We start from the raw sequence: 23,164 nt of genomic DNA, 5'->3' as shown, positions 1-23,164 counted from the left end.
CTGTGCACTGAAATTTGTCGGGGATCTGATTGATGGCGCATTTGATAATTTATTGCCTGACCAAGCAAGAAAGTTACTTGAATATTGGAACGCCTTGGAGTTGCGCCTTGACGCTGCGTAATACATGCCATTCGACCACTCAGTCCATTTTTGATCGGCCACCGATCCCAAGGTGATTCCCATCTCCTCACTGGTCGACAATAACGCCATAGCCCTGGCCAGCCACTTGGCGCAACTGCTGAAGAATGCCAATGGGCAGATCAGAACAGTGATCTCGACGCACCATCATCTTTTCTTCAATGTGATTTGTAATGAGCTGGGCAAGGCGGTCAAGGTCTTCCTGAGCAAGGAGACCGACCATTTCCGGCTGGCGGATACCGGTGAGACACCGTACTACCATCATGTCGCTCTGCTGAAGCAGCTGCACGAGGTGGCCGAATCCGGCGAGGTCTACACCTATCACTTCAATATCCTGCGCAACATTCTGGAAAAGACGGCCACCTTCCACGGTTTTCGAAGTTTCTCCGCCTGTATCAAGCAAGAGCGTGACGACCCTGACGGCATTCTCCACGCCCGGCTGGTCAATGTGCTCAGCCACGGCAATTATTCACTGTATGAGCCACGGGAAATGCTGCCGGAGAACAAAGAGTATTTCCGCAAGATTCTGCGTGACTTCATGAACAACTACCGCTTCAATCCGGAGCTGTTCCCTGCCGCGGGTGAGGCGCGGCCATGACCCCCAAACTCCCCATCAACCTTAACTCCCTGCTCCATCACCGCACCATCGAAAGCGAGCGGGTGGAATACAAGGCAGGCTGGAATCCAGAAGCTGTGTTGCACAGCATCTGCGCCTTTGCCAATGATTTTCACAATATGGGTGGTGGTTACGTGGTGGTGGGTGTCGCGGAGCAGAACGGCCAGCCCGTCTTGCCACCGGTGGGCTTGCAGCCGGAGCAGATTGACCGCATCCAGAAGGAACTGTTGAACCTGGGTAATGCGGCGCTTCAGCCACCCTATCACCCCCTGACGGCGACCTATGAAGTACAGGGTAAACTGATTCTGGTGCTGTGGGTGCCGGGTGGGGAAACGCGCCCTTACAAGGCTCGCGTGCGATTGGGCGACAAGAATACCGAGTGGGCGTTTTATCTGCGCAAACACACCAGCACGGTGCGAGCCAAAGGGGTGGATGAGCGAGAACTGTTGTCCCTGGCCGCGACAGTGCCGTTTGATGACCGCTATCGACAGAACGCCAGCCTTACCGATCTTTCGCCCCATCTGATGCGCGAGTTCCTGCAGGAAATCGGCAGTGAACTGGCAGGTGAAGCTTCAAACCTGGATGTTGAGGCGTTGGGGCGGCGAATGAATGTGGTGGACGGCCCGGCCGAGATGGTGTTCCCGAAAAATGTCGGACTACTGTTTTTCAACGAACATCCGGAGCAGTTTTTTCCGGCCACCCAGATTGATGTGGTGTATTTCCCCGATGGGCCGGGTGGTGATCGCTTCGAGGAGAAGGAGTTTCGTGGTCCGCTGGGGCGCATTACCCGTGATGCGGTGGACTACATTGCCCGCAATTACTTGAAGGAAGCCGTGATCAAGCACCCGGATCGCCCCCAGGCAGAGCGCTTCTGGAACTACCCGCTGGCGGCTATTGAGGAGGCAGTGGTAAATGCAGTGTATCACCGCTCCTACGAGATCCGTGAGCCGATCGAGGTGCGTATTACCCCCGAAGAGCTGCTGGTACTGAGCTTCCCTGGGCCGGATCGCTCCATCCGTATGGAAGACCTGCAGGCAGGCCGTGCCGTCAGCCGCCGCTACCGCAACCGCCGCATTGGCGAGTTCTTGAAGGAACTGGATCTCACCGAAGGTCGCTCCACCGGTATCCCCAAGATTCTGCGCGTCATGCAGGCCAATGGCTCACCGCAGCCGCGCTTTGAAAGTGACGATGAGCGCAGTTCGTTTTTGATCCGCTTGCCGGTTCATGAGGGGTTTGTTGAGGGACATGGCCCCGAAGTCACCCCCGAAGTCACCGGGGAAGTCGGGACCAAGTCGGGGCTAAGTCGGGACCAAGTCAGAGTGATTCAGGCGTGTGAAGAAGATCTCCCTCTTACAGGCTTGATGGCCGTTGTAGGACGCTCGAATCGGAGTAAGTTCAGAGGGGTCATACTCAACCCGTTGCTGGAAGCCGGGCTGATCGAAATGACGATCCCCAGTAAACCCCGCAGTCGTCTTCAGAGATATCGAGTGACAAATAAAGGCAAGATCTGGCTCAAAGCCCGAAAAGAATGAATCAACTGCCGAGGGACCCTCGGTAGATAATTTGAAGGAAAGAGCATGACCAAAGAGCAACTGAGCCAACTGGGAAAAACCCTCTGGGCCATCGCCGACGACCTGCGTGGGGCGATGAATGCGGATGACTTCCGCGACTATATGTTGTCATTCCTGTTTTTGCGCTATCTCTCCGATAACTTCGAGGCGGCGGCAAAAAAAGAGTTGGGGCCGGACTATCCCAGGCGGGAGGCGGATGACCGGCGTGCGCCGCTGGCGGTCTGGTACGCGGCTAACGCCGGCGATGTGCCCACCTTTGAGAAACAGATGCGTCGCAAGATGCACTATGTGATCCATCCGGACTACCTGTGGAGCAGCATCTACGAACGCGCCCGCACCCAGGACGCCGAGTTGTTGCAAACCCTGGAGCGGGGATTCAATTACATCGAGAATGAATCTTTCGCCAGCACCTTCCAGGGGCTGTTTTCCGAGATCAACCTCAACTCGGAAAAGCTGGGCCGAACACCCAAGGCGCGCAACGACAAGCTCTGCACCATCATCACCAAGATCGCCGAGGGGATCGCGCAGTTCTCCACCGACAGCGACATCCTGGGCGATGCCTACGAATACCTGATTGGCCAGTTCGCTGCCGGCTCCGGCAAGAAGGCCGGAGAGTTCTACACTCCGCAGACCGTTTCCACCATCCTCTCGCGTATCGTCACTCTGGACAGCCAGGACCCCGCCACCGGCCACAAGAAAAAGCTCAACAATGTGCTGGACTTCGCCTGCGGTTCCGGCTCGTTGCTGCTCAATGTGCGTAACCAGATGGGGCCGCATGGCATCGGCAAGATCTACGGCCAGGAGAAAAACATCACTACCTACAATCTGGCGCGCATGAATATGCTGCTGCACGGGGTCAAGGACAGTGAGTTCGAGATTCACCACGGTGACTCCCTGACCAATGACTGGACGCTGCTCAACGAGATGAACCCGGCCAAAAAGCTCAAGTGCGACGCGGTGGTGGCCAATCCGCCCTTCAGCTACCGCTGGCAGCCTAACGAAGCGCTGGGCGAGGATTTTCGCTTCAAGAACTACGGTCTGGCGCCCAAATCAGCCGCTGACTTCGCCTTCCTGCTGCACGGTTTCCATTTCCTGGGCGACCAAGGGACCATGGCCATCATTCTGCCCCACGGTGTGCTGTTCCGGGGCGGTGTGGAGAGTCGTATCCGCACCAAGCTGCTCAAGGACGGCCATATCGATACGGTCATTGGCCTGCCGAGCAACCTGTTCTTCTCCACCGGCATCCCGGTGTGCATCCTGGTGCTGAAAAAGTGCAAAAAGCCTGACGATGTGCTTTTCATCAACGCCGCCGAGCATTTTGAAAAGGGCAAACGGCAGAATCAGCTATTGCCGGAGCATATCGACAAGATTGTCGAGACCTACCAGCACCGCAGGGAAGAAGAGCGCTACGCTCGTCGGGTAGAGATGGCGGAGATTGAGATGAACGATTACAACCTCAACATCTCCCGCTATGTCAGCACCGCCGAGGCCGAGCCGGAAATCGACCTTGCCGCTGTCCATGCGCAACTGTTGGCCATCGAAAAGCGCATTTGCGAAGCATCAGACAAGCACAATCAATATCTGAAAGAGCTGAATCTACCGCCGGTGTGATAGCAGATACCCGCTGAGTGTCAGCAAAAATCTCATAATCGGTTAAGGGTGGGTATTTAGCACGCCCTCACCACGCCACCTGGCATGCGGGTCCGCACTCAAAGAGTGCCTGTTCCTTAACAAAGGAAGGCGCCGGCCGCGACCTGCTGGAGGACGACAAGGTCAAGGCGGCGTATCTGGGCATCTGATGCTGTTGAGGATCAAGCCGCGTCTTGCATGGCTGCAAGTTCATAAAGACGTGCAGGTGACAGCTCAAGGCCATGAGGCCAGCACAGGGCTCCCGCATCGATGAAGGCTTTTTCTGCAAATCCAGGATCATGCAGTGGCTTGAGCAGGTTGCCTGAGTGTTTGCTCAGATAATCCTGTAAATCAAAAACGCCCTGTCTTGAGTCAGAGAAAAAAAGCAGGAACCGTTGTTGGCCTAATATCTTTAAACGCAGGATTTTAATCATATGCTGACCCATACCCCCTCATCTCCCTTGAGATGAGGGGGGCAACGTCATCACCGCCCCAGCCGCTCCAGAAGGAACGGTTCCAGCGCCGCCATGGGGACCATGGTGGCCTCCGCATCCCGGCGGCCCTTGTACTCCACCTCGCCCGCATCCAGGCCCCGTTCGCCCAGCACGATCCGGTGCGGGATGCCGATCAGTTCCATGTCCGCGAACATGACCCCGGGCCGGGCGTTGCGGTCGTCCATGAGTACTTCGATACCGGCCGCCTGCAGGCGCTGGTACAGGTCCTCGGCGGCTTCCCGCAGGCGCTGGGACTTGTGGGCGTTGATGGGGCACAGGGCCACCTGGAAGGGGGCCAGGGCGGCGGGCCAGATGATGCCCCGCTCGTCATGGTTCTGCTCGATGGCCGCGGCCACCACCCGGGAGACACCGATGCCGTAGCAGCCCATGGTGACCACCAGGGAGCGGCCCTGCTCGTCCAGTACCGTGGCATTCATGGCCTTGCTGTACTTGTCCCCCAGCTGGAAGATGTGGCCCACCTCGATGCCGCGGCGGATCTCCAGGGTGCCCAGGCCGTCCGGGCTGGGGTCGCCGGCCACCACGTTGCGCAGATCCGCCACCGTGGGCAGGGGCACGTCCCGTTCCCAGTTGATGCCGAACAGATGCTTGCCGTCCTGGTTGGCGCCGGCGGCAAAGTCGCTCATCATCGCTACCGACCGGTCGACGATGCAGGGGATGGGCAGGTTGACGGGACCCAGGGAGCCGGGGCCGGCACCGATCACCGCGCGGATCTCCGCCTCCCCGGCCATGCGCAGGGGGGAGGCCACCTGGGGCAGCTTTTCCGCCTTGAGGGCATTGAGTTCATGGTCGCCGCGCACCACCAGGGCGATGAGCTGAGTGGCGGTTTCTTCCGAGGCGGCCACCACCAGGGTCTTGATGGTCCGTTCGACGGGCAGGTCATGGCCGTCGACCAGTTCCTGGATGGTACGCACGTTGGGGGTGTCCACCATGCGCATGTCCTCGGTGGGGGCGGGCCGCTCCCCGGTCGGGGCCACGGCTTCGGCCAGTTCCACGTTGGCGGCATAGTCGCTGCTGTCGGAGAAGGCGATGGCATCCTCGCCGGAGGCGGCCAGGACGTGGAATTCGTGGGACTTGCTGCCGCCGATGGCGCCGGTATCCGCATGCACGGCCCGAAAATCCAGGCCGCAGCGCTGGAAGATTCGGGAGTAGGCGGCATGCATCAGGTCGTAGGTCTGTTGCAGGCTCTCGGCATCGGCGTGGAAGGAGTAGGCATCCTTCATCAGGAATTCCCGCGCCCGCATGATGCCGAAGCGGGGACGGATCTCGTCCCGGAACTTGGTCTGGATCTGGTAATAGTTCACCGGCAGTTGACGATAGCTGTTCACTTCACGCCGCACCAGGTCGGTGATCACCTCTTCGTGGGTGGGGCCGAAGCAGAACTCCCGGTCATGGCGATCCCGCAAGCGCAGCAGTTCATGTCCGTACAGCTCCCAGCGCCCCGACTCCTGCCACAGCTCCGCCGGCTGCACCGCCGGCATCAGTACCTCCAGGGCACCGGCCCGGTTCATCTCCTCGCGCACGATGGCCTCCACCTTGCGCAGTACCCGCAGCCCCAGGGGCATCCAGGTATACAGGCCGGAGGCCAGGCGGCGAACGTAGCCGGCCCGCAGCATGAGCTGGTGGCTGATGACCTCGGCGTCGGCGGGGGTCTCTTTCAGGGTGGCCAGGGGAAACTGGGATACTCGCATGCGGGGGTGTCCGGATCATGATCTGTGGAAAGGGAATGGGATAAATTTACCATGAACGGGGGGCGGGGATGATTTTCCCGGGCCACGGGTGCCGTTCCGGGATGGCCGCCTTTTGATGACGCGCAATCCATGCTAAATTAGCGAAAACTAATATTCCATGGGCCCTCGGCAAGATGTCCGAAGGCACGATCCTCACGGAGATCCGCGTCATGATCCACTCAGGCCTGCGCCGGTTGTTCACCGGCATGCTTCTCATCTGGGCCGCGTCCGCCCTGGCCGCCCCTGATCCGGCCACCGTCCCCGCCACCCGTCACCTGTTGCCCGCCGAGCAGGTCTTCGATGGCCGGGTGGAAGCGGTGCGGCAGGCCACGGTATCGGCCCAGACCAGCGGCCGGGTCATGGAGGTCCTGTATGACGTGGACGATTTCGTGGAGGCGGGGGCGGTCATCATCCGTCTGCGGGACACCGAACAGCGTGCCCGTCTGGATCAGGCCGAGGCCGGCCTGCGGGAATCCCAGGCCCGCTTCAACGAGGCCCGGACCGAGTTTGATCGGGTACAGGGCATCTTCGAGCGCCAGCTCATCTCCCGTGCCGAGATGGACCGGGCCACTGCCGCGCTGGAAGCGGCACGAGCCCGCCTGGAATCCGCCCGCGCCGCCCGTGACGGCGCCCGTGAGGAACTGGACTATACCCAGGTGCGCGCCCCCTACGCGGGCATCGTCACCCGGCGTCATGTGGAAGTGGGCGAGAGCGTCAGTCCCGGTCAGCCGCTGCTGTCGGGCATCTCCCTGGAGTTTCTGCGGGTGACCACGGAAGTACCCCAGCGCTTCATCAACCCGGTGCGTCGGTATCAGAGCGCCCGCATCCTGCTGGAGGACCAGCCGCCGGTGACCGTCAGCCAGCTCACCTTCTTCCCCTATGCCGATCCGGCCACGGCCGCGTTCCGGGTCCGGGCCGAACTGCCCGATCGGACACCGGGCCTGTTTCCCGGCATGTTCGTGAAGGTGGCCTTCACCGTGGGCGAGCGTGAGACCCTGCTGGTACCCGCCTCGGCGGTGGTGCAGCGCAGCGAGGTCTCCGCGGTCTATGTGGTGGATGATCAGGGCCGTATCAGCCTGCGCCAGGTGCGCACGGGGAGAACGGAAGGTGACGGGCAGGTGGCCATCCTGGCCGGCCTGTCCGAAGGCGAGCAGGTGGCCCTGGATCCCGTCGCCGCCGGCGTGGCCCTCAAGACCCGGCAGCGGGAGGCGGCACGATGAACCAGGCTGCAAAGGACGCCGGCGCCATGGGGATCTCCGGGCGTATCGCCAAGGCCTTCCTGACATCCCAGATCACGCCCCTGCTGGCGCTGGTGGCGTTGCTGATGGGGCTGTTCGCCATTCTGGTGACCCCCCGCGAGGAAGAACCCCAGATCAATGTCACCATGGCCAACGTGTTCATTCCCTTCCCCGGTGCCTCGGTGGAGGAGGTGGAGCAGCTGGTGAGCATCCCGGCCCAGCAGGTGCTGTCCGAGATCGAGGGCCTGGAGCATGTCTACTCGGTATCCCAGCCCGGCCTGTCGGTGATCACGGTCCAGTACCAGGTGGGGGAACCCCGCACCGATGCCATCGTGCGGCTCTACAATCAGGTCTTTTCCAATCAGGACTGGTTGCCCCAGGGGCTGGGGGTGGGGCAACCCATCATCAAGCCCAAGGGGATCGATGATGTGCCCATCCTGGCCTTCACCCTCTGGACCAAAGACCCTGCCCGGGGTGCCCATGAGCTGCTGCGGGTGGCCCACAGTCTGGAAACCGAACTCAAGCGGGTGCCGGGCACCCGGGACATCTACACCATCGGCGGTCCCGACCATGTGGTCCAGGTGCGGCTGGACCCCCAGCGGGTGGCCGGTTTCGGCCTGAGCCTGGAGGATCTGCGTCATGCCCTGCGGGCCGGTAATGTCTCCCGCGATGCCGGGGCGCTGGTGCGGGATGACCTGGAGATCCCCCTGCAGGCCGGTCGGTTCCTGTCCAGCGAGGCGGAGGTCGCCGCCCTGGTGGTGGGCGTCCACGAGGGCAGTCCCGTCTACCTGTCGGACGTTGCCCAGGTGCGTCAGGGGCCGGCCATGCCGGACAATTACGTGCGCTTCGGCTGGGGCGTGGGTGCCGGCAACGACTTCGTGCCGGGCCTGACCGAACCCGCGGTGACCATCGCCGTGGCCAAGCAGCCGGGTACCAACGCGGTGGATATCGCCGACCGGCTCATGACCCGCATGGAGCAGCTCCGGGGCACCCATATCCCCGAAGGGGTGGAGGTCACCGTCACCCGCAACTACGGCGAGACCGCCGATGCCAAGGCCCGGACCCTGATCCAGAAGCTGATCCTTGCCACGGCCTCGGTGGTGATCCTGGTGTGGCTGGCCCTGGGCTGGCGGGAGGCCTTTATCGTCGGCACCGCGGTGGTCATCACCCTGGCCCTGACCCTGTTCGCCTCCTGGGCCTACGGCTTCACCCTCAACCGGGTTTCCCTGTTTGCCCTCATCTTCTCCATCGGCATCCTGGTGGATGATGCCATCGTGGTGGTGGAGAACATCCATCGCCACATGCAAATGGGCAAGAAGAAGCTGCTGGAGGCCATCCCCCTGGCGGTGGACGAGGTGGGTGGTCCCACCATCCTGGCCACGTTCGCCGTTATTGCGGCCCTGTTGCCCATGGCCTTCGTCTCCGGGTTGATGGGGCCTTACATGAGCCCGATTCCCATCAATGCCAGCATGGGCATGCTGCTGTCCCTGGCGGTGGCCTATGTGGTGACGCCCTGGATGACCTACAAGCTATTGCGGCGTCAGGCGGAACAGCAATCCCCGGCACACGGGGGCAAGGGGCATGACGGCGGTGAGGCCGCCGCCAGCTGGATGCAGCGGGGTTCCGAGGCCATCCTTGGACCCTTCCTGCGGGGCAAGGGGGCGCGGATGCGCCGTTGGGGCCTCTACGGGAGCATGGTGCTGTTGATCCTGGGCTCCGTTTCCCTGGCCTATTTCCAGGTGGTGGTACTCAAGATGCTGCCCTTTGATGACAAGTCCGAATTCCAGGTGGTGGTGGATATGCCTGAAGGCACCAGCCTGGAGCGTACCGCCTGGGTGCTGCGGGAAATGGGCGAATATCTGGCCACGGTGCCGGAAGTACGGGATTACCAAGTGTATGCGGGCACCGCCTCGCCCATCAACTTCAATGGCCTGGTGCGCCAGTACTACCTGCGGGAGGGCGGACATCTGGGGGATATCCAGGTGAATCTGGTGGATCAGAAGGAGCGTCGTCGCCAGAGTCACGAGATCGCCCTGGACGTGCGTGGCCCCCTGCAGGAGATTGCCACGCGCCACGGCGCCGCCCTGAAGGTGGTGGAGGTGCCGCCGGGGCCGCCGGTGCGTGCCCCCATCGTGGCGGAGATCTACGGCCCCGATTACGAAGGTCAGGTCCGTGTGGCGCGTCAGGTCAGGGCCCTGTTCGAGTCCACCGAGGGTGTGGTGGATGTGGACGACTCGGTGGAATATCCCGGTCCGCGCCTGATCCTGGAAGTGGACCGTGAAAAGGCGGCCCGGCTGGGTGTGGCCCAGGACCAGATCGCCCACGCCGTGGACACGGTGATCCGGGGTGAGGACGAGAGCTTCCTGTTCGGTGCCGGGGTCAAGTACGCCGTGCCCATCCGGCTGGAGTTCGACGCCGCCGACAAGGCGGAGCTGGATACCTTGCTGGCGTTGCGGGTACGGGCCAGGGACGGTGCCCTGGTGCCTCTGTCGGAGCTGGTCAACGTGGTGGAGACCACCCGGGAGCGGTCCATTCATCACAAGGACCTGCTGCCGGTGGTCTATGTCACCGGCGACATGGCCGGGCGTCTGGACAGTCCTTTGTACGGCATGTTCGACCTGTTCTTCCAGTTGCGTGACCAGCCCCTGGCCCTGGACCGTCCTCTGGATCAGTACTTCATCAGTCAGCCGGAGGACCCTTACGTCTACAGTCTGAAGTGGGACGGGGAGTGGCAGATCACCTATGAGACCTTCCGCGACATGGGCCTGGCCTATTCGGTGGGGCTGGTGCTCATCTACCTGCTGGTGGTGGCCCAGTTCCGTTCCTACGTGGTGCCGCTGATCATCATGGCGCCGATCCCGCTGACGGTGATCGGTGTCATGCCCGGTCACGCCCTGCTGGATGGGCTGTTCATGGACGCTAAATTCACGGCCACGTCCATGATCGGCATGATCGCCCTGGCGGGGATCATCGTGCGCAACTCCATTTTGCTGGTGGATTTCATCAACCAGGAAGTGGCCCGTGGCGTGGCCCTGGAGGAAGCGGTGATCCGGGCGGGGGCGGTGCGCACCAAGCCCATCGTGCTCACTGGTCTGGCGGCCATGATCGGCGCCGGGTTCATCCTGACCGATCCCATCTTCAACGGTCTGGCCATCTCCCTGATCTTCGGGGTACTGGTCTCCACGGTGCTCACCCTGCTGGTAATCCCGGTGCTGTACTACAGCTATCTGAGAGGACGCACGGACTGAAGCGGAGCCCCATCGCCCCTCCCGGAACCCTAACGGTTCTCGCCTCTGGACACTGCCATCAATATCCGGTCCAGCCAGCGTGTCGGCAGGATGCGCCGCAGGGTGCCGAACAAATACGTGGGCACCGTCACGTAGTACCTGGCCCGGGGGCGGGGGCTTTCCAGGGCGTGGATCAGTTTTTTCACCACCGCCTCCGGGGGCAGGGTGAAGGGGGCGGCCGGCCCCGGCTTGGTCAGACGCCGTTCCGCCGCCTGGTATTTTTCCCGGAAGACGCTGTTGTCCCGGTCGATGTGGGCCAGGAAGGCCTGATGGGCATTGGCTCGAAAGCGGCTGGTGATGGGACCGGGTTCAATCAGGGAGACGTGTACGCCGCTGCCGTGGAGTTCCATGCGCAGGGTGTCGGTGAGTCCTTCCAGGGCAAACTTGGAGCAGGTGTAGGCACCGCGAAAGGGCAGGGCGATCAGGCCCAGCACCGAGCTGTTCTGCACGATGCGCCCCTCGCCCTGGGCCCGCATCACCGGGATCACCCGGTTGGTCAGGTCCAGCCAGCCCAGCACGTTGGTCTCCAGCTGTTTGCGCAACACCTCCCGGGACAGATCCTCCACCGCCCCCGGTTGACCGTAGGCGCCGTTGTTGAACAGACCATGGAGTCGTCCGCCGGTGGCGGCGAGGACCGCCTCCACGGCGGCGGCAATGGAGTCTGGATCATCCAGATCCAGGGGCAGGGCTTCGAAGCCCTCCTGTTGCAGCCGTTCCACGTCTTCCGCTCGTCGGGCGGTGGCAAACACCCGAAAACCCCGTTCCCGCAGCATTCGGGCGGCGCAATGGCCGATGCCGGAGGAACAGCCGGTGATGAGCACGGATCTGGGGGATGTGTTCAATGGTGGTCTCCTAATACGTCAGCACCACAACCCCGTCCTCCACCGCCTCGCCGATGAAGGCCCCGCCGCCGCGCTTGCCGTCCAGCTCCGGGATGGCATTGTCGTCACTGAGCTCGTGCTCCGCCATGGCACCGGCACAGGCATAGAACTTCACCCCGGCCTCGTGGGCGTCCCGCATGAAGTCATAGACGGACTTCGTCCGCTGTTTGCCGGTGTAGAGGTTCTCCGCCACTCCCTGCTTGAGCAGCTGGGTGGTCTCGGCCGCGAAATAGACCTCCACCTCCAGATCCATGGCCGCCGCCACGGCGGCTTGGAAGAAGGGCGCCCCCAGGGTCCCTGGGGCCTTGAGGCTGGTGTTGAGAAGCATGATGATGACCTTGTCTGCCATGGTGTCCTTGCCTCGTGAAAATGAGGACTGGAAATTTTCCCGGACGTCCCCATATGCAACCAGGCACCATTTCTCCGGTGCCGTGAAACACTTTGCGGATATAATCCGGACCTGTCCAGATTTCTGCCCCTGGGGTATTGACCATGCCGATCTACGAATACGAATGCAATGCCTGCGGCCACCGCCTGGAGGCCATCCAGAAGTTCTCCGACGCCCCCCTGGTGGATTGCCCCGAATGCCACGGTGCCACCCTGCAGAAGCAGGTTTCGGCCCCCGCCTTCCGTCTGGGCGGCAGCGGTTGGTACGAGACCGACTTCAAGAACGGCAACAAGAAGAACCTCAAGGATGACGGCAAGGCCCCGGCCTGCGGCGCCGACGGCAAGTCCGGCGGTGGCGCCGACGCCTGCGCCGCCTGCAAGGCCGCGAGCTGATCCGCCTTGAACCCCATCTCCACAGGACCGTTGCATACCTTCCGGCGCTATCTGATCGCCGGACTGGTGGTCTGGGTGCCCTTGATCACCACCGTGGTGGTGATCAAGTTCATCGTCGACATGATGGATCGCACCCTGTTGCTGCTGCCGCCGCCCTGGCGACCGGAAAACCTGCTGGGCTTCACCATCCCGGGCTTCGGCATCGTCGTTGCGCTGGTGATCGTCTTTCTCACCGGTCTGGTGGTGGCGAACCTGGTGGGGCGCAAGCTGGTGGATCTCTGGGAGGCCATCCTGGCCCGGATTCCCCTGGTGAGCACCATCTACTCGGCGGTGAAACAGGTGATGGAGACCCTGTTCGGCGCCGGCGGAGACTCCTTTCGCAAGGTGCTGCTGATCGAATATCCCCGCAAGGGGATCTGGACCCTGGGTTTCCAGACCGGCAGCGGCATGGGCGAGGTACAGGCCCGCACCGAGCGGCAGGTGGTGAGCGTGTTCGTGCCCACCACCCCCAACCCCACCTCGGGTTTCATCATTCTGGTGCCCAGGGACGAGGTGATCGAACTGGACATGAGCGTGGAGGACGGCCTCAAGTTCGTCATGTCCCTGGGGGTGGTGGTGCCCCGTTATCCTCCCAAGGGGAAGTCGGGCTGAAGGCCCGCCGCCCGGGCGTTTACTCCGGCGCATCGTACCCCTTACCATTAGCCGTTTTCCCCAGAACCGAATCAACCAGCGAAGGCAAGACATGCGTACTCATTATTGCGGCACCGTCGATGAATCCCTGCTCGACCAGGAGGTGACCCTGTGCGGGTGGGTCAACCGTCGCCGTGACCATGGGGGCGTTATCTTCGTCGATCTGCGGGACCGGGAAGGTCTGGTGCAGGTGGTGTTCGATCCGGATCGGGCCGAGGTGTTCCGGACCGCCGAGCGGGTTCGCAGTGAATACGTGCTGCAGGTGCGCGGCAAGGTCCGCCGTCGTCCGGAGGGCACGGTCAACACCGATCTGCGCACCGGCGCCATCGAGGTGCTGGGCACCGAACTGACCGTGCTCAACGCCGCCGAGACGCCGCCCTTCCAGCTGGACGAGGACGAAGTGGGCGAGGAAACCCGCCTGCGCTACCGCTACATGGACCTGCGCCGTCCGATCATGCAGACCCGCCTGCGCATGCGCGCCCAGGTGACCGGGGTACTGCGTCGCTTCCTGGAATCCCACGGCTTCCTGGACATCGAGACCCCCATGCTCACCAAGGCCACCCCCGAGGGTGCCCGCGACTACCTGGTGCCCAGCCGCACCCACCCCGGCAGCTTTTTTGCGCTGCCCCAGTCGCCCCAGCTGTTCAAGCAGTTGCTGATGATGTCCGGCCTGGACCGCTACTACCAGATCGTGCGCTGCTTCCGCGACGAAGACCTGCGCGCCGACCGCCAGCCGGAATTCACCCAGCTGGATATCGAGACCTCCTTCATGGATGAAGAGGCCATCATGACACTCATGGAAGAGATGGTGCGCGAACTCTTCGCCCAGGTGCTGGAAGTGCCCCTGCACACCCCCTTCCAGCGTATGACCTATGCCGAGGCCATGCACCGCTACGGTTCCGACAAGCCGGATCTGCGCATTCCCCTGGAGCTGGTGGATCTCACCGACGTGATGGCCGAGGTGGAGTTCAAGGTTTTCTCCGGCCCGGCCAAGGATCCCAACGGTCGGGTGGCCGCCCTGCGCCTGCCCAAGGGCGGCGAGGTGTCCCGCAAGGAGATCGACGACTACACCAGCTTCGTCGGTCGTTACGGTGCCAAGGGTCTGGCCTATATCAAGGTCAACGACATCAACGCCGGGCGCGAGGGGTTGCAGTCCCCTATCCTCAAGTTCCTGCCGGATACGGTGGTGGTGGAGATCCTCAACCGCACCGGTGCCGAGGACGGCGACCTGATCTTCTTCGGCGCCGACAAGGCCCGGGTGGTGAATGAGTCCCTGGGGGCGCTGCGGGTCAAGCTGGGCCACGACCGGGGCCTGGTGGAGCGGGGCTGGCGGCCCCTGTGGGTGGTGGATTTCCCCATGTTCGAGCTGGACGAGAAGGAAGGCCGCTGGGTGGCCCTGCATCATCCCTTCACCGCGCCGCGCACAGACGATATGGCGGCCCTGTCCGAGAATCCGGGCCAGCTGGTCTCCCGCGCCTACGACATGGTGCTCAACGGCACCGAGGTGGGCGGCGGTTCCGTGCGTATCCACAACATGGCCATGCAGCAGGCGGTGTTCGGTCTGCTGGGCATCGGCGAAGACGAGGCCCGGGAGAAGTTCGGCTTCCTGCTGGATGCCCTCAAGTACGGCTGCCCGCCCCACGGCGGCATCGCCTTCGGTCTGGACCGTCTGGTCATGCTCATGACCGGTGCCCAGTCCATCCGTGACGTCATGGCCTTCCCCAAGACCCAGACCGCCGCCTGCCCCCTGACCCAGGCCCCGGCCCCGGTCAGCGAAGCCCAACTGCGGGAACTGGGTATCCGGTTGCGGCAGACCGAAAAACCGGTGTAAGCATTTCCCGTGGGAGCCGGCCTGCCGGCTCCCACGGGCTTATACCTGAATCAAAAACTTCCCTTTGAGTTGACCCCCTCAAAACCGCACACTGTCCGGGTTCCTGCTAAAAGGAATCCATGAAGATTCACTCAAGACAGGTGACGGGCATGACCGCATTACCCGCGTTCGAAGACCACGACCGGCAGCAGACCCGGTACACCACCTGCTATATGTGCGCCTGCCGCTGCGGGATCAAGGTCACGGTGGAAAATAATCAGGTCCGCTTCATCCAGGGCAACCGCAACCACCCGGTCAACAAGGGGGTGCTCTGCGCCAAGGGCAATGCGGGCATCATGAAGCAGCAGTCTCCCGCCCGCCTGCGATATCCCATGCGCCGCAAGCCGGGTAGCGAGCGGGGCAGCGGCGAGTTCGAACCCATCTCCTGGGACGAAGCCCTCGATCAGCTCACCGAACGTCTGGCCCGTATCCGCGCCACCGATCCCAAAAAGCTGGCCTTCTTCACCGGGCGTGATCAGATGCAGGCCCTCACCGGCCTGTGGGCGGCCCAGTTCGGCACCATCAATTGGGCCGCCCACGGCGGTTTCTGCTCCGTCAACATGGCCGCCGCCGGCCTCTATACCATGGGCCATGCCTTCTGGGAGTTCGGCGACCCGGACTGGGAGCGCACCAAATACTTCATGCTCTGGGGCGTGGCCGAAGACCATGCCTCCAACCCCATCAAGGCCGGTATCGACACCCTCAAGCGCCGGGGCGCCAAGTTCGTTTCCATCAACCCGGTGCGTACCGGCTATCAGGCGGTGGCGGATGAATGGGTGCCCATCCGTCCCGGTACCGATGGCCTGCTGGCCCTGTCCATGGTCCACGTCCTGCTGCGCCATGACCGCTTCGACTGGGACTACCTGGTACGCTACACCAACGCCCCCTGGCTGGTGGTGGACACCCCGGGCCAGAAGGGCCACGGCCTGATCCTGCGGGACCGGGACGGCAACCCCCTGGCCTGGGACCTGGAACTGGGGGATGTGGTGGACGCCTCCCTGCCGGAGATCCAGCCGGCCCTGTTCGGCGACTACATCGCGCCCGACGGCCGTCCCGTGCGCACCGTCATGAGCCTGCTGGCGGAGCGCTATCTGGACGACGAATACGCCCCGGAAAACATCGCCCCACGTTGCGGCGTGCCCGCCGAGCAGATCGAGCGACTGGCCCTGGAAATGGCCCATGTGGCCTTCAGGGAGAGCATCGAGATCGAATGCGAATGGACCGATGCCTACGGTCGCACCCATGATCGTTTCGTGGGTCGTCCCGTGTCCATGCACGCGATGCGCGGCATCTCCGCCCATTCCAACGGCTTCCAGACCTGCCGGGCCATCCACCTGCTGCAGATCCTGCTGGGGACCATCGACGTGCCCGGCGGCCATCTGTCCAAACCGCCCTATCCCAAGCACATCCCCCCGGGCATCAAGCCGGCCCGGGACATGGCACCCAACACACCCCTCAAGCGCCCGCCCCTGGGTTTTCCCACCGGCCCCGAGGATCTGGTGATCGATGCCGAGGGCAATCCCCTGCGTCTGGACAAGGCCTATTCCTGGGACGCCCCCATGGCCAATCACGGCCTCATGCACATGGTCATCACCAACGCGGTGAAGGGGGATCCCTATCCCATCGACACCCTGATGCTCTATATGGCCAACATGTCCTGGAATTCCACCATGAACACCGCCCAGGTGATGGACATGCTGCGGGAGAAGGGGGAGGACGGGGAATACAGGATTCCGTTTCTGGTGGTCTCCGACGCCTTCCACGCGGAGATCGTCAATTTCGCCGATCTGGTGCTGCCGGACACCACCTATCTGGAGCGCCACGACACCATTTCCATGCTGGATCGGCCCATCTCCGAACCCCACGCGGCGGCGGATTCCATCCGCCAGCCCATCCTGGAGCCGGACCGGGACGTGCGTCCCTGGCAGGAAGTGCTGGTGGAACTGGCGGGTCGGTTGGGTTTCCCTGCCTTCACCACCGGGGACGGCGCCCGCCGCTACACGTCCTACCAGGACTTCATCGTCAATTTCCAGAAAGAGCCGGGCATCGGTTTTCTGGCCGGCTGGCGCGGTGCCCAGGGTCAGAACAGCCTGCGGGGCGACCCCAACCCGAACCAGTGGCAGGAGTACGCGGATCATCAGTGCTTCTTTGTCCATCATCTGGAAGACAGTCAGAAATACTACCGATTCTGCAACCGGGACTATCTCGAACTGGCCCGCCACGCGGGCTGGGTGGGATCCACCGACCCCATCGTCCTGGAGCTCTATTCCGAGACCCAGCAGCGTTTCAAGCTGGCGGGGCAGGGGTTGTATGACGGCCCCATGCCGAAGCGGCCGGAGCACAAGGCCCGTCTGGTGAACCATTTCGATCCGCTGCCCATCTGGTACGCCCCGCTGGAGCAGGGCAGGGTGGACCTGGAGGCCTATCCCTTCCATGCCATCACCCAGCGTCCCATGTTCATGTACCACTCCTGGGACTCCCAGAATGCCTGGCTGCGCCAGATCTGTGCCCAGAATTTTCTCTATATGAACCGGGGCCGGGCGGCGTCCATGGGCATCGCGGACCAGTCCTGGGTGTGGGTGGAATCCCACCATGGACGCATCCGGGTGCAGGTGAAGCTGATGGAGGGGGTGGAGCCGGATACGGTCTGGACCTGGAACGCCCTGGGCAAGCAGTCCGGGGCCTGGGGACTGGCGCGGGATGCGGACGAATCCCGCAAGGGTTTCCTGCTCAATCACCTGATCTCGGAGCTGCTCCCGCAGCGGGGGGACGGGCTGGACAACGTGACCAACTCGGACCCGATCACCGGGCAGGCCGCCTGGTATGACCTGCGGGTCAGGATCACTCCGGCCAAGCCGGGAGAGGTCGGTGCCTGGCCCCAGTTCGAGCCGGTCAGACCGCTGCCGGGGATGCCCGATTCACCGGATCAGGTGCGATACCAGACCCATCGGCGGGTGAACCTGCGGCGCAGTCTGTGGGATGTGCTGACCCGTGGGAAGGGAAGGGCGTGATTGTGTTGTGCGATTTTGTTCAGGAGTACCCGATACATGCGACTCGGCCTGGTGATTGACCTGGACACCTGCGTGGGCTGTCATGCCTGCGCCGTGGCCTGCAAGCAGTGGAACACCTCCGGCACCACGGGGCCGTTGACCGATGAGTCCCCCTACGGGGCCGCCCCCAGCGGCGTATGGTTCAACCGGGTGCGTCACTACGAAGTGGGCGACTACCCCCATACCAAGACCGTCAACATGCCCCTCTCCTGCATGCACTGCGACGATGCCGCCTGCGTCACGGTCTGTCCCACCGGGGCCTCCTACAAGCGCGGGGAAGACGGCATCGTGCTGGTGGATCAGGACAAATGCATGGGTTGCAGCCTCTGCGCCTGGGCCTGCCCCTACGGCGCCCGGGAACTGGATCCCCGGGACGGGGTGATGAAGAAGTGCACCCTGTGCATCGACCGCATCTACGATGACGCCCTGGCGCCGGAGGACCGTCAGCCCGCCTGCGTCATCACTTGTCCGGCCCATGCCCGACACTTCGGTGACTTCGATGACCCGGACTCCACCGTGAGCCGTCTGTCCCGGGAGCGGGGCGGGCGCAAACTGATGCCGGAACTGGGCTACGAGCCCACCAATACCTATCTGCCGCCCCGCAGCGCCCCGGCCGTGCCCACGGCGGATGTCCGGCGCGGCAGTCTCATGTCCAGCGTGAAGGACTGGGTCAACAAGGCCATTGCCAGGTGAACCCCCATGCATCCCGCACTTTCAGTGATCTTCTTCACCGTTCTCTCCGGGGCCGGGTACGGCCTGTTCAGTCTGGTGACGCTGCTGCACCTCACCGGTCTGTATCCCGTGCCGGGGCATGGTGAACTGATGACCCAGCTGGGGCTGGCCCTGGCCCTGATCACCTTCGGCCTGTTTTCGTCCACGTTGCATCTGCACAACCCGAAGAACGCCTGGCGCGCCGTGATGCGGGTGCGCACCTCCTGGCTGTCGCGGGAGGCGGTCTGCGCCCTGAGCTTCTATCCTTTTGCCCTGATCTATCTGTGGCAGATCCTGCGGGCCGGCGTGGAGGTCGGTCCCCTGATGATGGTGGTCGGCGGCATGGCCCTGTTCCTGGCCCTGCTCACCGTGTTTACCACCGGCATGATCTACGCCAGCCTCAAGACCATCCGTCAGTGGAATACCGCCCTGACACCGGCGAATTACCTGCTGCTGGGGCTGGCCCTGGGGGCAACGGCCCTGGCGGCGGTCCATGCCGGTTTCGGCGGGCGCAGCGAGGGTCTGGTGCTGCTGGCCCTGGGGCTCCTGCTGCTGGCCGGGGTGATGAAGGGGCTGTATTACCTGTGGATTCGGGAGGTGACCGGTCCCAGCCTCAATACCGCCACCGGGTTTACCCAGGCGCGGGTCCGGCTGCTGGACCAGGGGCATACGGCGGGCACGTTCCTGACCCGTGAATTCGGATTTGATCCGGGGGCGCGGCGTATTTTCCGGGTGCGACTGGGTGTATTCGGCTTCGGTTTCCTGCTGCCGTTGTTGCTGATGGGGATGGTGCTGGCGGGTGGATCATCCCTTTGGCTGGCCCTGGCGCTGGTATCGGCCCTGGCCGGGATCGGGCTGGAGCGATGGCTGTTCTTTGCCGAGGCCCGTCATGGGGTGATGTTGTATCACGGGTTGCAGCGGACTTGAGGCAAGCTTGAGGGAGGCTCGGCAACGAGCCTCCCTCAGCCTCTCAACGCTCCGGCGTGCCTTCCCCGGCCGGCTTGCGCCGTCTGCGACGTCTGGGCTTGAGGGGGGCTTCCGCCGCCGGGCCGGCCGGCGCGGGTGCGTCCTCGGTCCTCGTGGAAGATGCCGGTGTGTCGCCTTCGGTTTTCGGTCCGGGTTTGCGGCGTCCGCCACCCCTGGACTTGCCGGCATCGGAACGGGGGCGGCGCTCGCCGCGGCCGCCGTCCTTGCCCCGGTCGCCTGGACCGCCGCGCTTGCGCTCGATCTTCGCCGGCGGCTGCAGGTCCTTGAGCAGCAGGTCGGGATCCACCGCCTCGGAGACGATCTTGAAGCCGATATACGATTCGATCTCCGGCAGGTAGAAGGCCGAGTCTTCACAGGCAAAGCTGACGGCGTCGCCTTCCGCCCCGGCCCGGCCGGTACGGCCGATGCGGTGGACATAGTCTTCGCCGGACTGGGGCAGATCGAAATTGAACACATGGGACACATCGGGGATGTGCAGCCCGCGGGCCGCCACGTCGGTAGCCACCAGGACCTGGAATTCGCTGGTCTCGAACTGGGCCAGCAACCGTTGGCGCTTGCGCTGGGGGACATCGCCGGACAGCAGGGCGGCACGGATGCCGTTGCCCTGCAGCCAGGCCGTGACCTTTTCCGCCATGTGCTTGGTATTGACGAACACCATGGAACGGTCCGGGCTGGAGCGCTTCATGATCCCCAGCAGCAGGGGGATCTTCTCCTCGTTACCGGGGTAGTAGATCACTTGGCGCACCCGTTCGGCGGTGACCTGCTCATCCCGGGTCTGCACCTTCACCGGGTTGTTCATGTGCTCGTAGGCCAGTTCCATCACCCGCCAGGAGAGGGTGGCGGAAAACAGCATGGACTGGCGCTCGGTGGCCGGAGTCATGCGGCGCAGCAAGAAACGCACGTCCTTGATGAAGCCCAGATCGAACATGCGGTCGGCCTCGTCAAGCACCAGGACCTGGGAGCGTCTGAGATCGAAGACCTTCTGCTTGAAGTAGTCGATGATGCGCCCGGGGGTGCCGATGAGGATGTCCACGCCGTCGGCCAGCTGCTTGCGCTGCTTGTCGTAATCGGTGCCGCCGTAGGCCAGTCCCAGGGTCAGGCCGGTATGAGCGCCCAGCACCTGGGCATCCTTGTGAATCTGGATGGCCAGTTCCCGGGTGGGGGCCAGGATCAGGGCCCTGACCTGATTCGGGCGTCGGTCCGCCGGGGCGGGATGCCGGATCAGATGGGTCAGGACGGTGATCAGGAAGGCCCCGGTCTTGCCGGTGCCGGTCTGGGCCTGGCCGGCCACGTCCTTGCCCGTCAGGGCGTGGGGCAGGGCGAGGGCCTGGATGGGGGTGCAATGGGAGAACCCGGCGTCTTCCAGGCCCTGGCGTACCGGCTCGGGAAGATCGAGTTTTGAGAAACTGGTCTCGGAAAGATGTTGGTCCGTCATGGAGATGGGGCCTTTCCTCGCGATATCATTGAAGTAGACTTGAAATGCCGATCCGAATGGGATTCAATTTAGCGGCGCGTCGTGCCGTCCGGAACCTGATACCCCGCGGGGCGACGCCGACATTCTAACCGGAGGTCAATTGTAGTGAGTGAAAACATCACCTATGTCACGGACGCAAGCTTCGAGGACGATGTCCTCAAGTCCGAGCAGCCGGTACTTGTGGACTACTGGGCGGAGTGGTGCGGTCCCTGCAAGATGATCGCCCCGATTCTGGACGAGATTGCCGCGGAGTACGACGGCAAGCTCAAGGTGGCCAAGCTGAACATTGACGAAAATCCGGCCACCCCTCCCAAGTTCGGCATTCGTGGCATTCCGACCCTGATGCTGTTCAAGGGCGGCAATGTGGAGGCGACCAAGGTGGGGGCATTGTCCAAGTCCCAGCTCACCGCCTTCATCGACCAGAATATCTGAGAGCCCCCCGGCGTCCAACCCGTATAAAACGGGCTGGACGCCCTGTGGATTGCGTGTTAACGTAACGGACATAAAAAGTCATTCATGTCTTGCCGGCCGCCCGCTCGGGTGGCATCCCTTCTCGAATTCAGATCCGACCGAACCTGAAACCGGTTTCCCAGGCCATTCCTTGTGGGTCCGCCCTGTCCGCCTGAAAACTTTCATAGACAACCCCTCCCTCGAACCTCTATATGAACCTCACCGAACTCAAGCGTAAATCGGCCTCCGAGCTGGTAGAACTCGCGCAGTCCATGGAACTTGAAGGGATGGCGCGGGCGCGAAAACAGGACATCATCTTCGCCATCCTGAAGTCTCACGCCAAGAGCGGTGAGGACATCTTCGGAGACGGAGTGCTGGAGATCCTGCAGGATGGTTTCGGGTTCCTGCGGGGGGCGGACAGTTCCTACCTGGCCGGGCCGGACGACATCTATGTCTCCCCCAGTCAGATCCGCCGCTTCAGCCTGCGCACCGGCGACACCATCTCCGGCAAGATTCGCCCTCCCAAGGAAGGCGAGCGCTACTTCGCGCTGCTGAAGGTGGACAAGATCAATTTCGAGCCGCCGGAAGCCGCCAAGCACAAGGTCCTGTTCGAGAACCTCACGCCGCTGCATGCCTCGCAGCGCATGCGCATGGAGCGGGGCAACGGCTCCACCGAAGACATCACCGCCCGGGTCATCGACATCGTGGCGCCTTTCGGCAAGGGTCAGCGCGGTCTGATCGTCTCCCCGCCCAAGGCCGGCAAGACCCTGATGCTGCAGAACATTGCCCAGAGCATCACCACCAACCATCCCGAATGTTATCTCATTGTCCTGCTGATCGACGAACGTCCCGAGGAAGTGACGGAGATGTCGCGCATGGTGCAGGGTGAAGTGGTGTCCTCCACCTTCGACGAGCCGGCCAGCCGCCATGTGCAGGTGGCCGAGATGGTCATCGAGAAGGCCAAGCGTCTGGTGGAACACAAGCGGGATGTGGTAATCCTGCTGGATTCCATCACCCGTCTGGCGAGGGCCTACAACACCGTGGTGCCGTCTTCCGGCAAGGTGCTCACCGGTGGTGTGGATGCCAATGCCCTGCATCGTCCCAAGCGTTTCTTCGGTGCCGCCCGCAACATCGAGGAAGGGGGCAGCCTGACCATCCTGGCCACCGCCCTGATCGATACCGGCTCCAAGATGGACGAGGTGATCTACGAGGAGTTCAAGGGCACCGGCAACATGGAAGTCCATCTGGACCGCCGGATTGCCGAGAAGCGTGTCTACCCGGCCATCAACATCAACCGCTCCGGCACCCGTCGCGAAGAGTTGCTCACCGATCCGGAAGAGTTGCAGAAGCTGTGGATCCTGCGCAAGTTCCTGCACCCGATGGATGAACTGGAAGCGATGGATTTCCTGCTGGGTCGTCTGCAGTCCACCAAGACCAACAACGAATTCTTCGACATGATGAAGCGCAGCTGAGGCTGCACTTCAGGGCTGTTGCCGCCTCCATGCTTCCTGGGCGGCCCGCTCTGGACTCCCGCTTTCGCGGGAGTGACG

18 protein-coding genes are annotated in these 23,164 nt (G+C 63.0%); 13 read left to right on the top strand and 5 right to left on the bottom strand.

All coding sequences use genetic code 11. The annotated features are described in order from the left end of the window. The first annotated feature begins 172 nt into the window (after positions 1 to 172). From ACLF6L_RS12395 to ACLF6L_RS12385, 3 genes are read left to right on the top strand one after another with little or no spacing between them, the layout of a single operon-like run. Positions 173 to 736 carry a hypothetical protein gene (locus ACLF6L_RS12395; protein ID WP_412851787.1) on the top strand — a complete coding sequence of 188 codons (564 nt, stop codon included), beginning with the start codon at positions 173 to 175 and terminating at the stop codon, positions 734 to 736. Further along, positions 733 to 2,286 carry a Fic family protein gene (locus ACLF6L_RS12390; RefSeq protein ID WP_412851786.1) on the top strand — a complete coding sequence of 518 codons (1,554 nt, stop codon included), beginning with the start codon at positions 733 to 735 and terminating at the stop codon, positions 2,284 to 2,286. The genes ACLF6L_RS12395 and ACLF6L_RS12390 overlap by 4 nt, the downstream gene beginning before the upstream one ends. A 45-nt stretch (positions 2,287 to 2,331) precedes the next feature. Further along, positions 2,332 to 3,936: a type I restriction-modification system subunit M gene (locus ACLF6L_RS12385; protein WP_412851785.1), complete on the top strand. Its 1,605-nt coding sequence runs from the start codon at positions 2,332 to 2,334 to the stop codon at positions 3,934 to 3,936. Between the two features lie 200 nt (positions 3,937 to 4,136). On the opposite strand, the gene ACLF6L_RS12380 is transcribed toward ACLF6L_RS12385, so the two are convergent. Further along, positions 4,137 to 4,400 (bottom strand): DUF2442 domain-containing protein, encoded by a 264-nt coding sequence (locus ACLF6L_RS12380; RefSeq protein ID WP_412851784.1) that lies wholly within the window; start codon positions 4,398 to 4,400, stop codon positions 4,137 to 4,139. A gap of 38 nt (positions 4,401 to 4,438) precedes the next feature. Next, entirely contained in the window at positions 4,439 to 6,157 is a 1,719-nt protein-coding gene (locus ACLF6L_RS12375) for a proline--tRNA ligase (protein ID WP_238615736.1), read from the bottom strand. A 209-nt stretch (positions 6,158 to 6,366) separates the two neighbouring features. On the opposite strand from ACLF6L_RS12375, the gene ACLF6L_RS12370 reads away from it, so the two are divergent. Both ACLF6L_RS12370 and ACLF6L_RS12365 read left to right on the top strand, forming a co-directional pair. Further along, complete coding sequence (locus ACLF6L_RS12370) at positions 6,367 to 7,416, top strand: efflux RND transporter periplasmic adaptor subunit (RefSeq protein WP_238615737.1); 1,050 nt, start codon at positions 6,367 to 6,369, stop codon at positions 7,414 to 7,416. Further along, on the top strand, positions 7,413 to 10,682 hold the full coding sequence (locus ACLF6L_RS12365; protein ID WP_412851783.1) for an efflux RND transporter permease subunit: 3,270 nt from the start codon (positions 7,413 to 7,415) through the stop codon (positions 10,680 to 10,682). Before ACLF6L_RS12370 ends, ACLF6L_RS12365 begins: the two co-directional genes overlap by 4 nt. A gap of 29 nt (positions 10,683 to 10,711) precedes the next feature. Here ACLF6L_RS12365 and ACLF6L_RS12360 read toward each other — a convergent pair whose 3' ends face one another. Both ACLF6L_RS12360 and ACLF6L_RS12355 read right to left on the bottom strand, forming a co-directional pair. Beyond that, the gene (locus ACLF6L_RS12360; RefSeq protein ID WP_412851782.1) at positions 10,712 to 11,563 is read right to left on the bottom strand and encodes an SDR family oxidoreductase; all 852 of its coding nucleotides are present in this window, start codon (positions 11,561 to 11,563) and stop codon (positions 10,712 to 10,714) included. A 10-nt stretch (positions 11,564 to 11,573) separates the two neighbouring features. Beyond that, a complete protein-coding gene (locus tag ACLF6L_RS12355) occupies positions 11,574 to 11,951 on the bottom strand; it encodes a DsrE family protein (RefSeq protein WP_412851781.1) in 378 nt (125 codons plus the stop codon). Positions 11,952 to 12,094: 143 nt separating this feature from the next. Between ACLF6L_RS12355 and ACLF6L_RS12350 the strand changes: the two genes are divergently transcribed. The 6 genes from ACLF6L_RS12350 (at position 12,095) to ACLF6L_RS12325 (ending at position 19,630) form a co-directional block, all read left to right on the top strand. Beyond that, complete coding sequence (locus ACLF6L_RS12350) at positions 12,095 to 12,382, top strand: FmdB family zinc ribbon protein (protein WP_008931165.1); 288 nt, start codon at positions 12,095 to 12,097, stop codon at positions 12,380 to 12,382. A gap of 6 nt (positions 12,383 to 12,388) precedes the next feature. Then, positions 12,389 to 13,033: a DUF502 domain-containing protein gene (locus ACLF6L_RS12345; protein ID WP_238615740.1), complete on the top strand. Its 645-nt coding sequence runs from the start codon at positions 12,389 to 12,391 to the stop codon at positions 13,031 to 13,033. 91 nt (positions 13,034 to 13,124) lie between these two features. After that, positions 13,125 to 14,903, top strand: a complete 1,779-nt coding sequence (gene aspS / locus ACLF6L_RS12340; protein ID WP_412851780.1) for an aspartate--tRNA ligase — start codon at positions 13,125 to 13,127, stop codon at positions 14,901 to 14,903. 149 nt (positions 14,904 to 15,052) lie between these two features. Continuing rightward, entirely contained in the window at positions 15,053 to 17,953 is a 2,901-nt protein-coding gene (locus ACLF6L_RS12335; protein WP_238615742.1) for a molybdopterin oxidoreductase family protein, read from the top strand. Between the two features lie 36 nt (positions 17,954 to 17,989). Continuing rightward, entirely contained in the window at positions 17,990 to 18,685 is a 696-nt protein-coding gene (locus ACLF6L_RS12330; protein WP_008931161.1) for a 4Fe-4S dicluster domain-containing protein, read from the top strand. 6 nt (positions 18,686 to 18,691) lie between these two features. Continuing rightward, positions 18,692 to 19,630, top strand: coding sequence for a dimethyl sulfoxide reductase anchor subunit family protein (locus ACLF6L_RS12325; RefSeq protein ID WP_412851779.1), 939 nt, complete (start codon positions 18,692 to 18,694; stop codon positions 19,628 to 19,630). Positions 19,631 to 19,673: 43 nt separating this feature from the next. On the opposite strand, the gene rhlB is transcribed toward ACLF6L_RS12325, so the two are convergent. Beyond that, positions 19,674 to 21,125 carry an ATP-dependent RNA helicase RhlB gene (gene rhlB / locus ACLF6L_RS12320; RefSeq protein WP_412851778.1) on the bottom strand — a complete coding sequence of 484 codons (1,452 nt, stop codon included), beginning with the start codon at positions 21,123 to 21,125 and terminating at the stop codon, positions 19,674 to 19,676. Between the two features lie 144 nt (positions 21,126 to 21,269). On the opposite strand from rhlB, the gene trxA reads away from it, so the two are divergent. Further along, positions 21,270 to 21,596 (top strand): thioredoxin TrxA, encoded by a 327-nt coding sequence (trxA, locus tag ACLF6L_RS12315; protein ID WP_008931158.1) that lies wholly within the window; start codon positions 21,270 to 21,272, stop codon positions 21,594 to 21,596. A 230-nt stretch (positions 21,597 to 21,826) separates the two neighbouring features. After that, the gene (gene rho, locus ACLF6L_RS12310) at positions 21,827 to 23,086 is read left to right on the top strand and encodes a transcription termination factor Rho (protein WP_238615745.1); all 1,260 of its coding nucleotides are present in this window, start codon (positions 21,827 to 21,829) and stop codon (positions 23,084 to 23,086) included. Positions 23,087 to 23,164: the final 78 nt, after the last annotated feature.

Source organism: Ectothiorhodospira shaposhnikovii (genome assembly GCF_047222355.1).
GTDB lineage: Bacteria > Pseudomonadota > Gammaproteobacteria > Ectothiorhodospirales > Ectothiorhodospiraceae > Ectothiorhodospira.
Note: the sequence above shows the minus strand (reverse complement) of the source record. Positions and strands in the feature narration are given on the sequence as shown.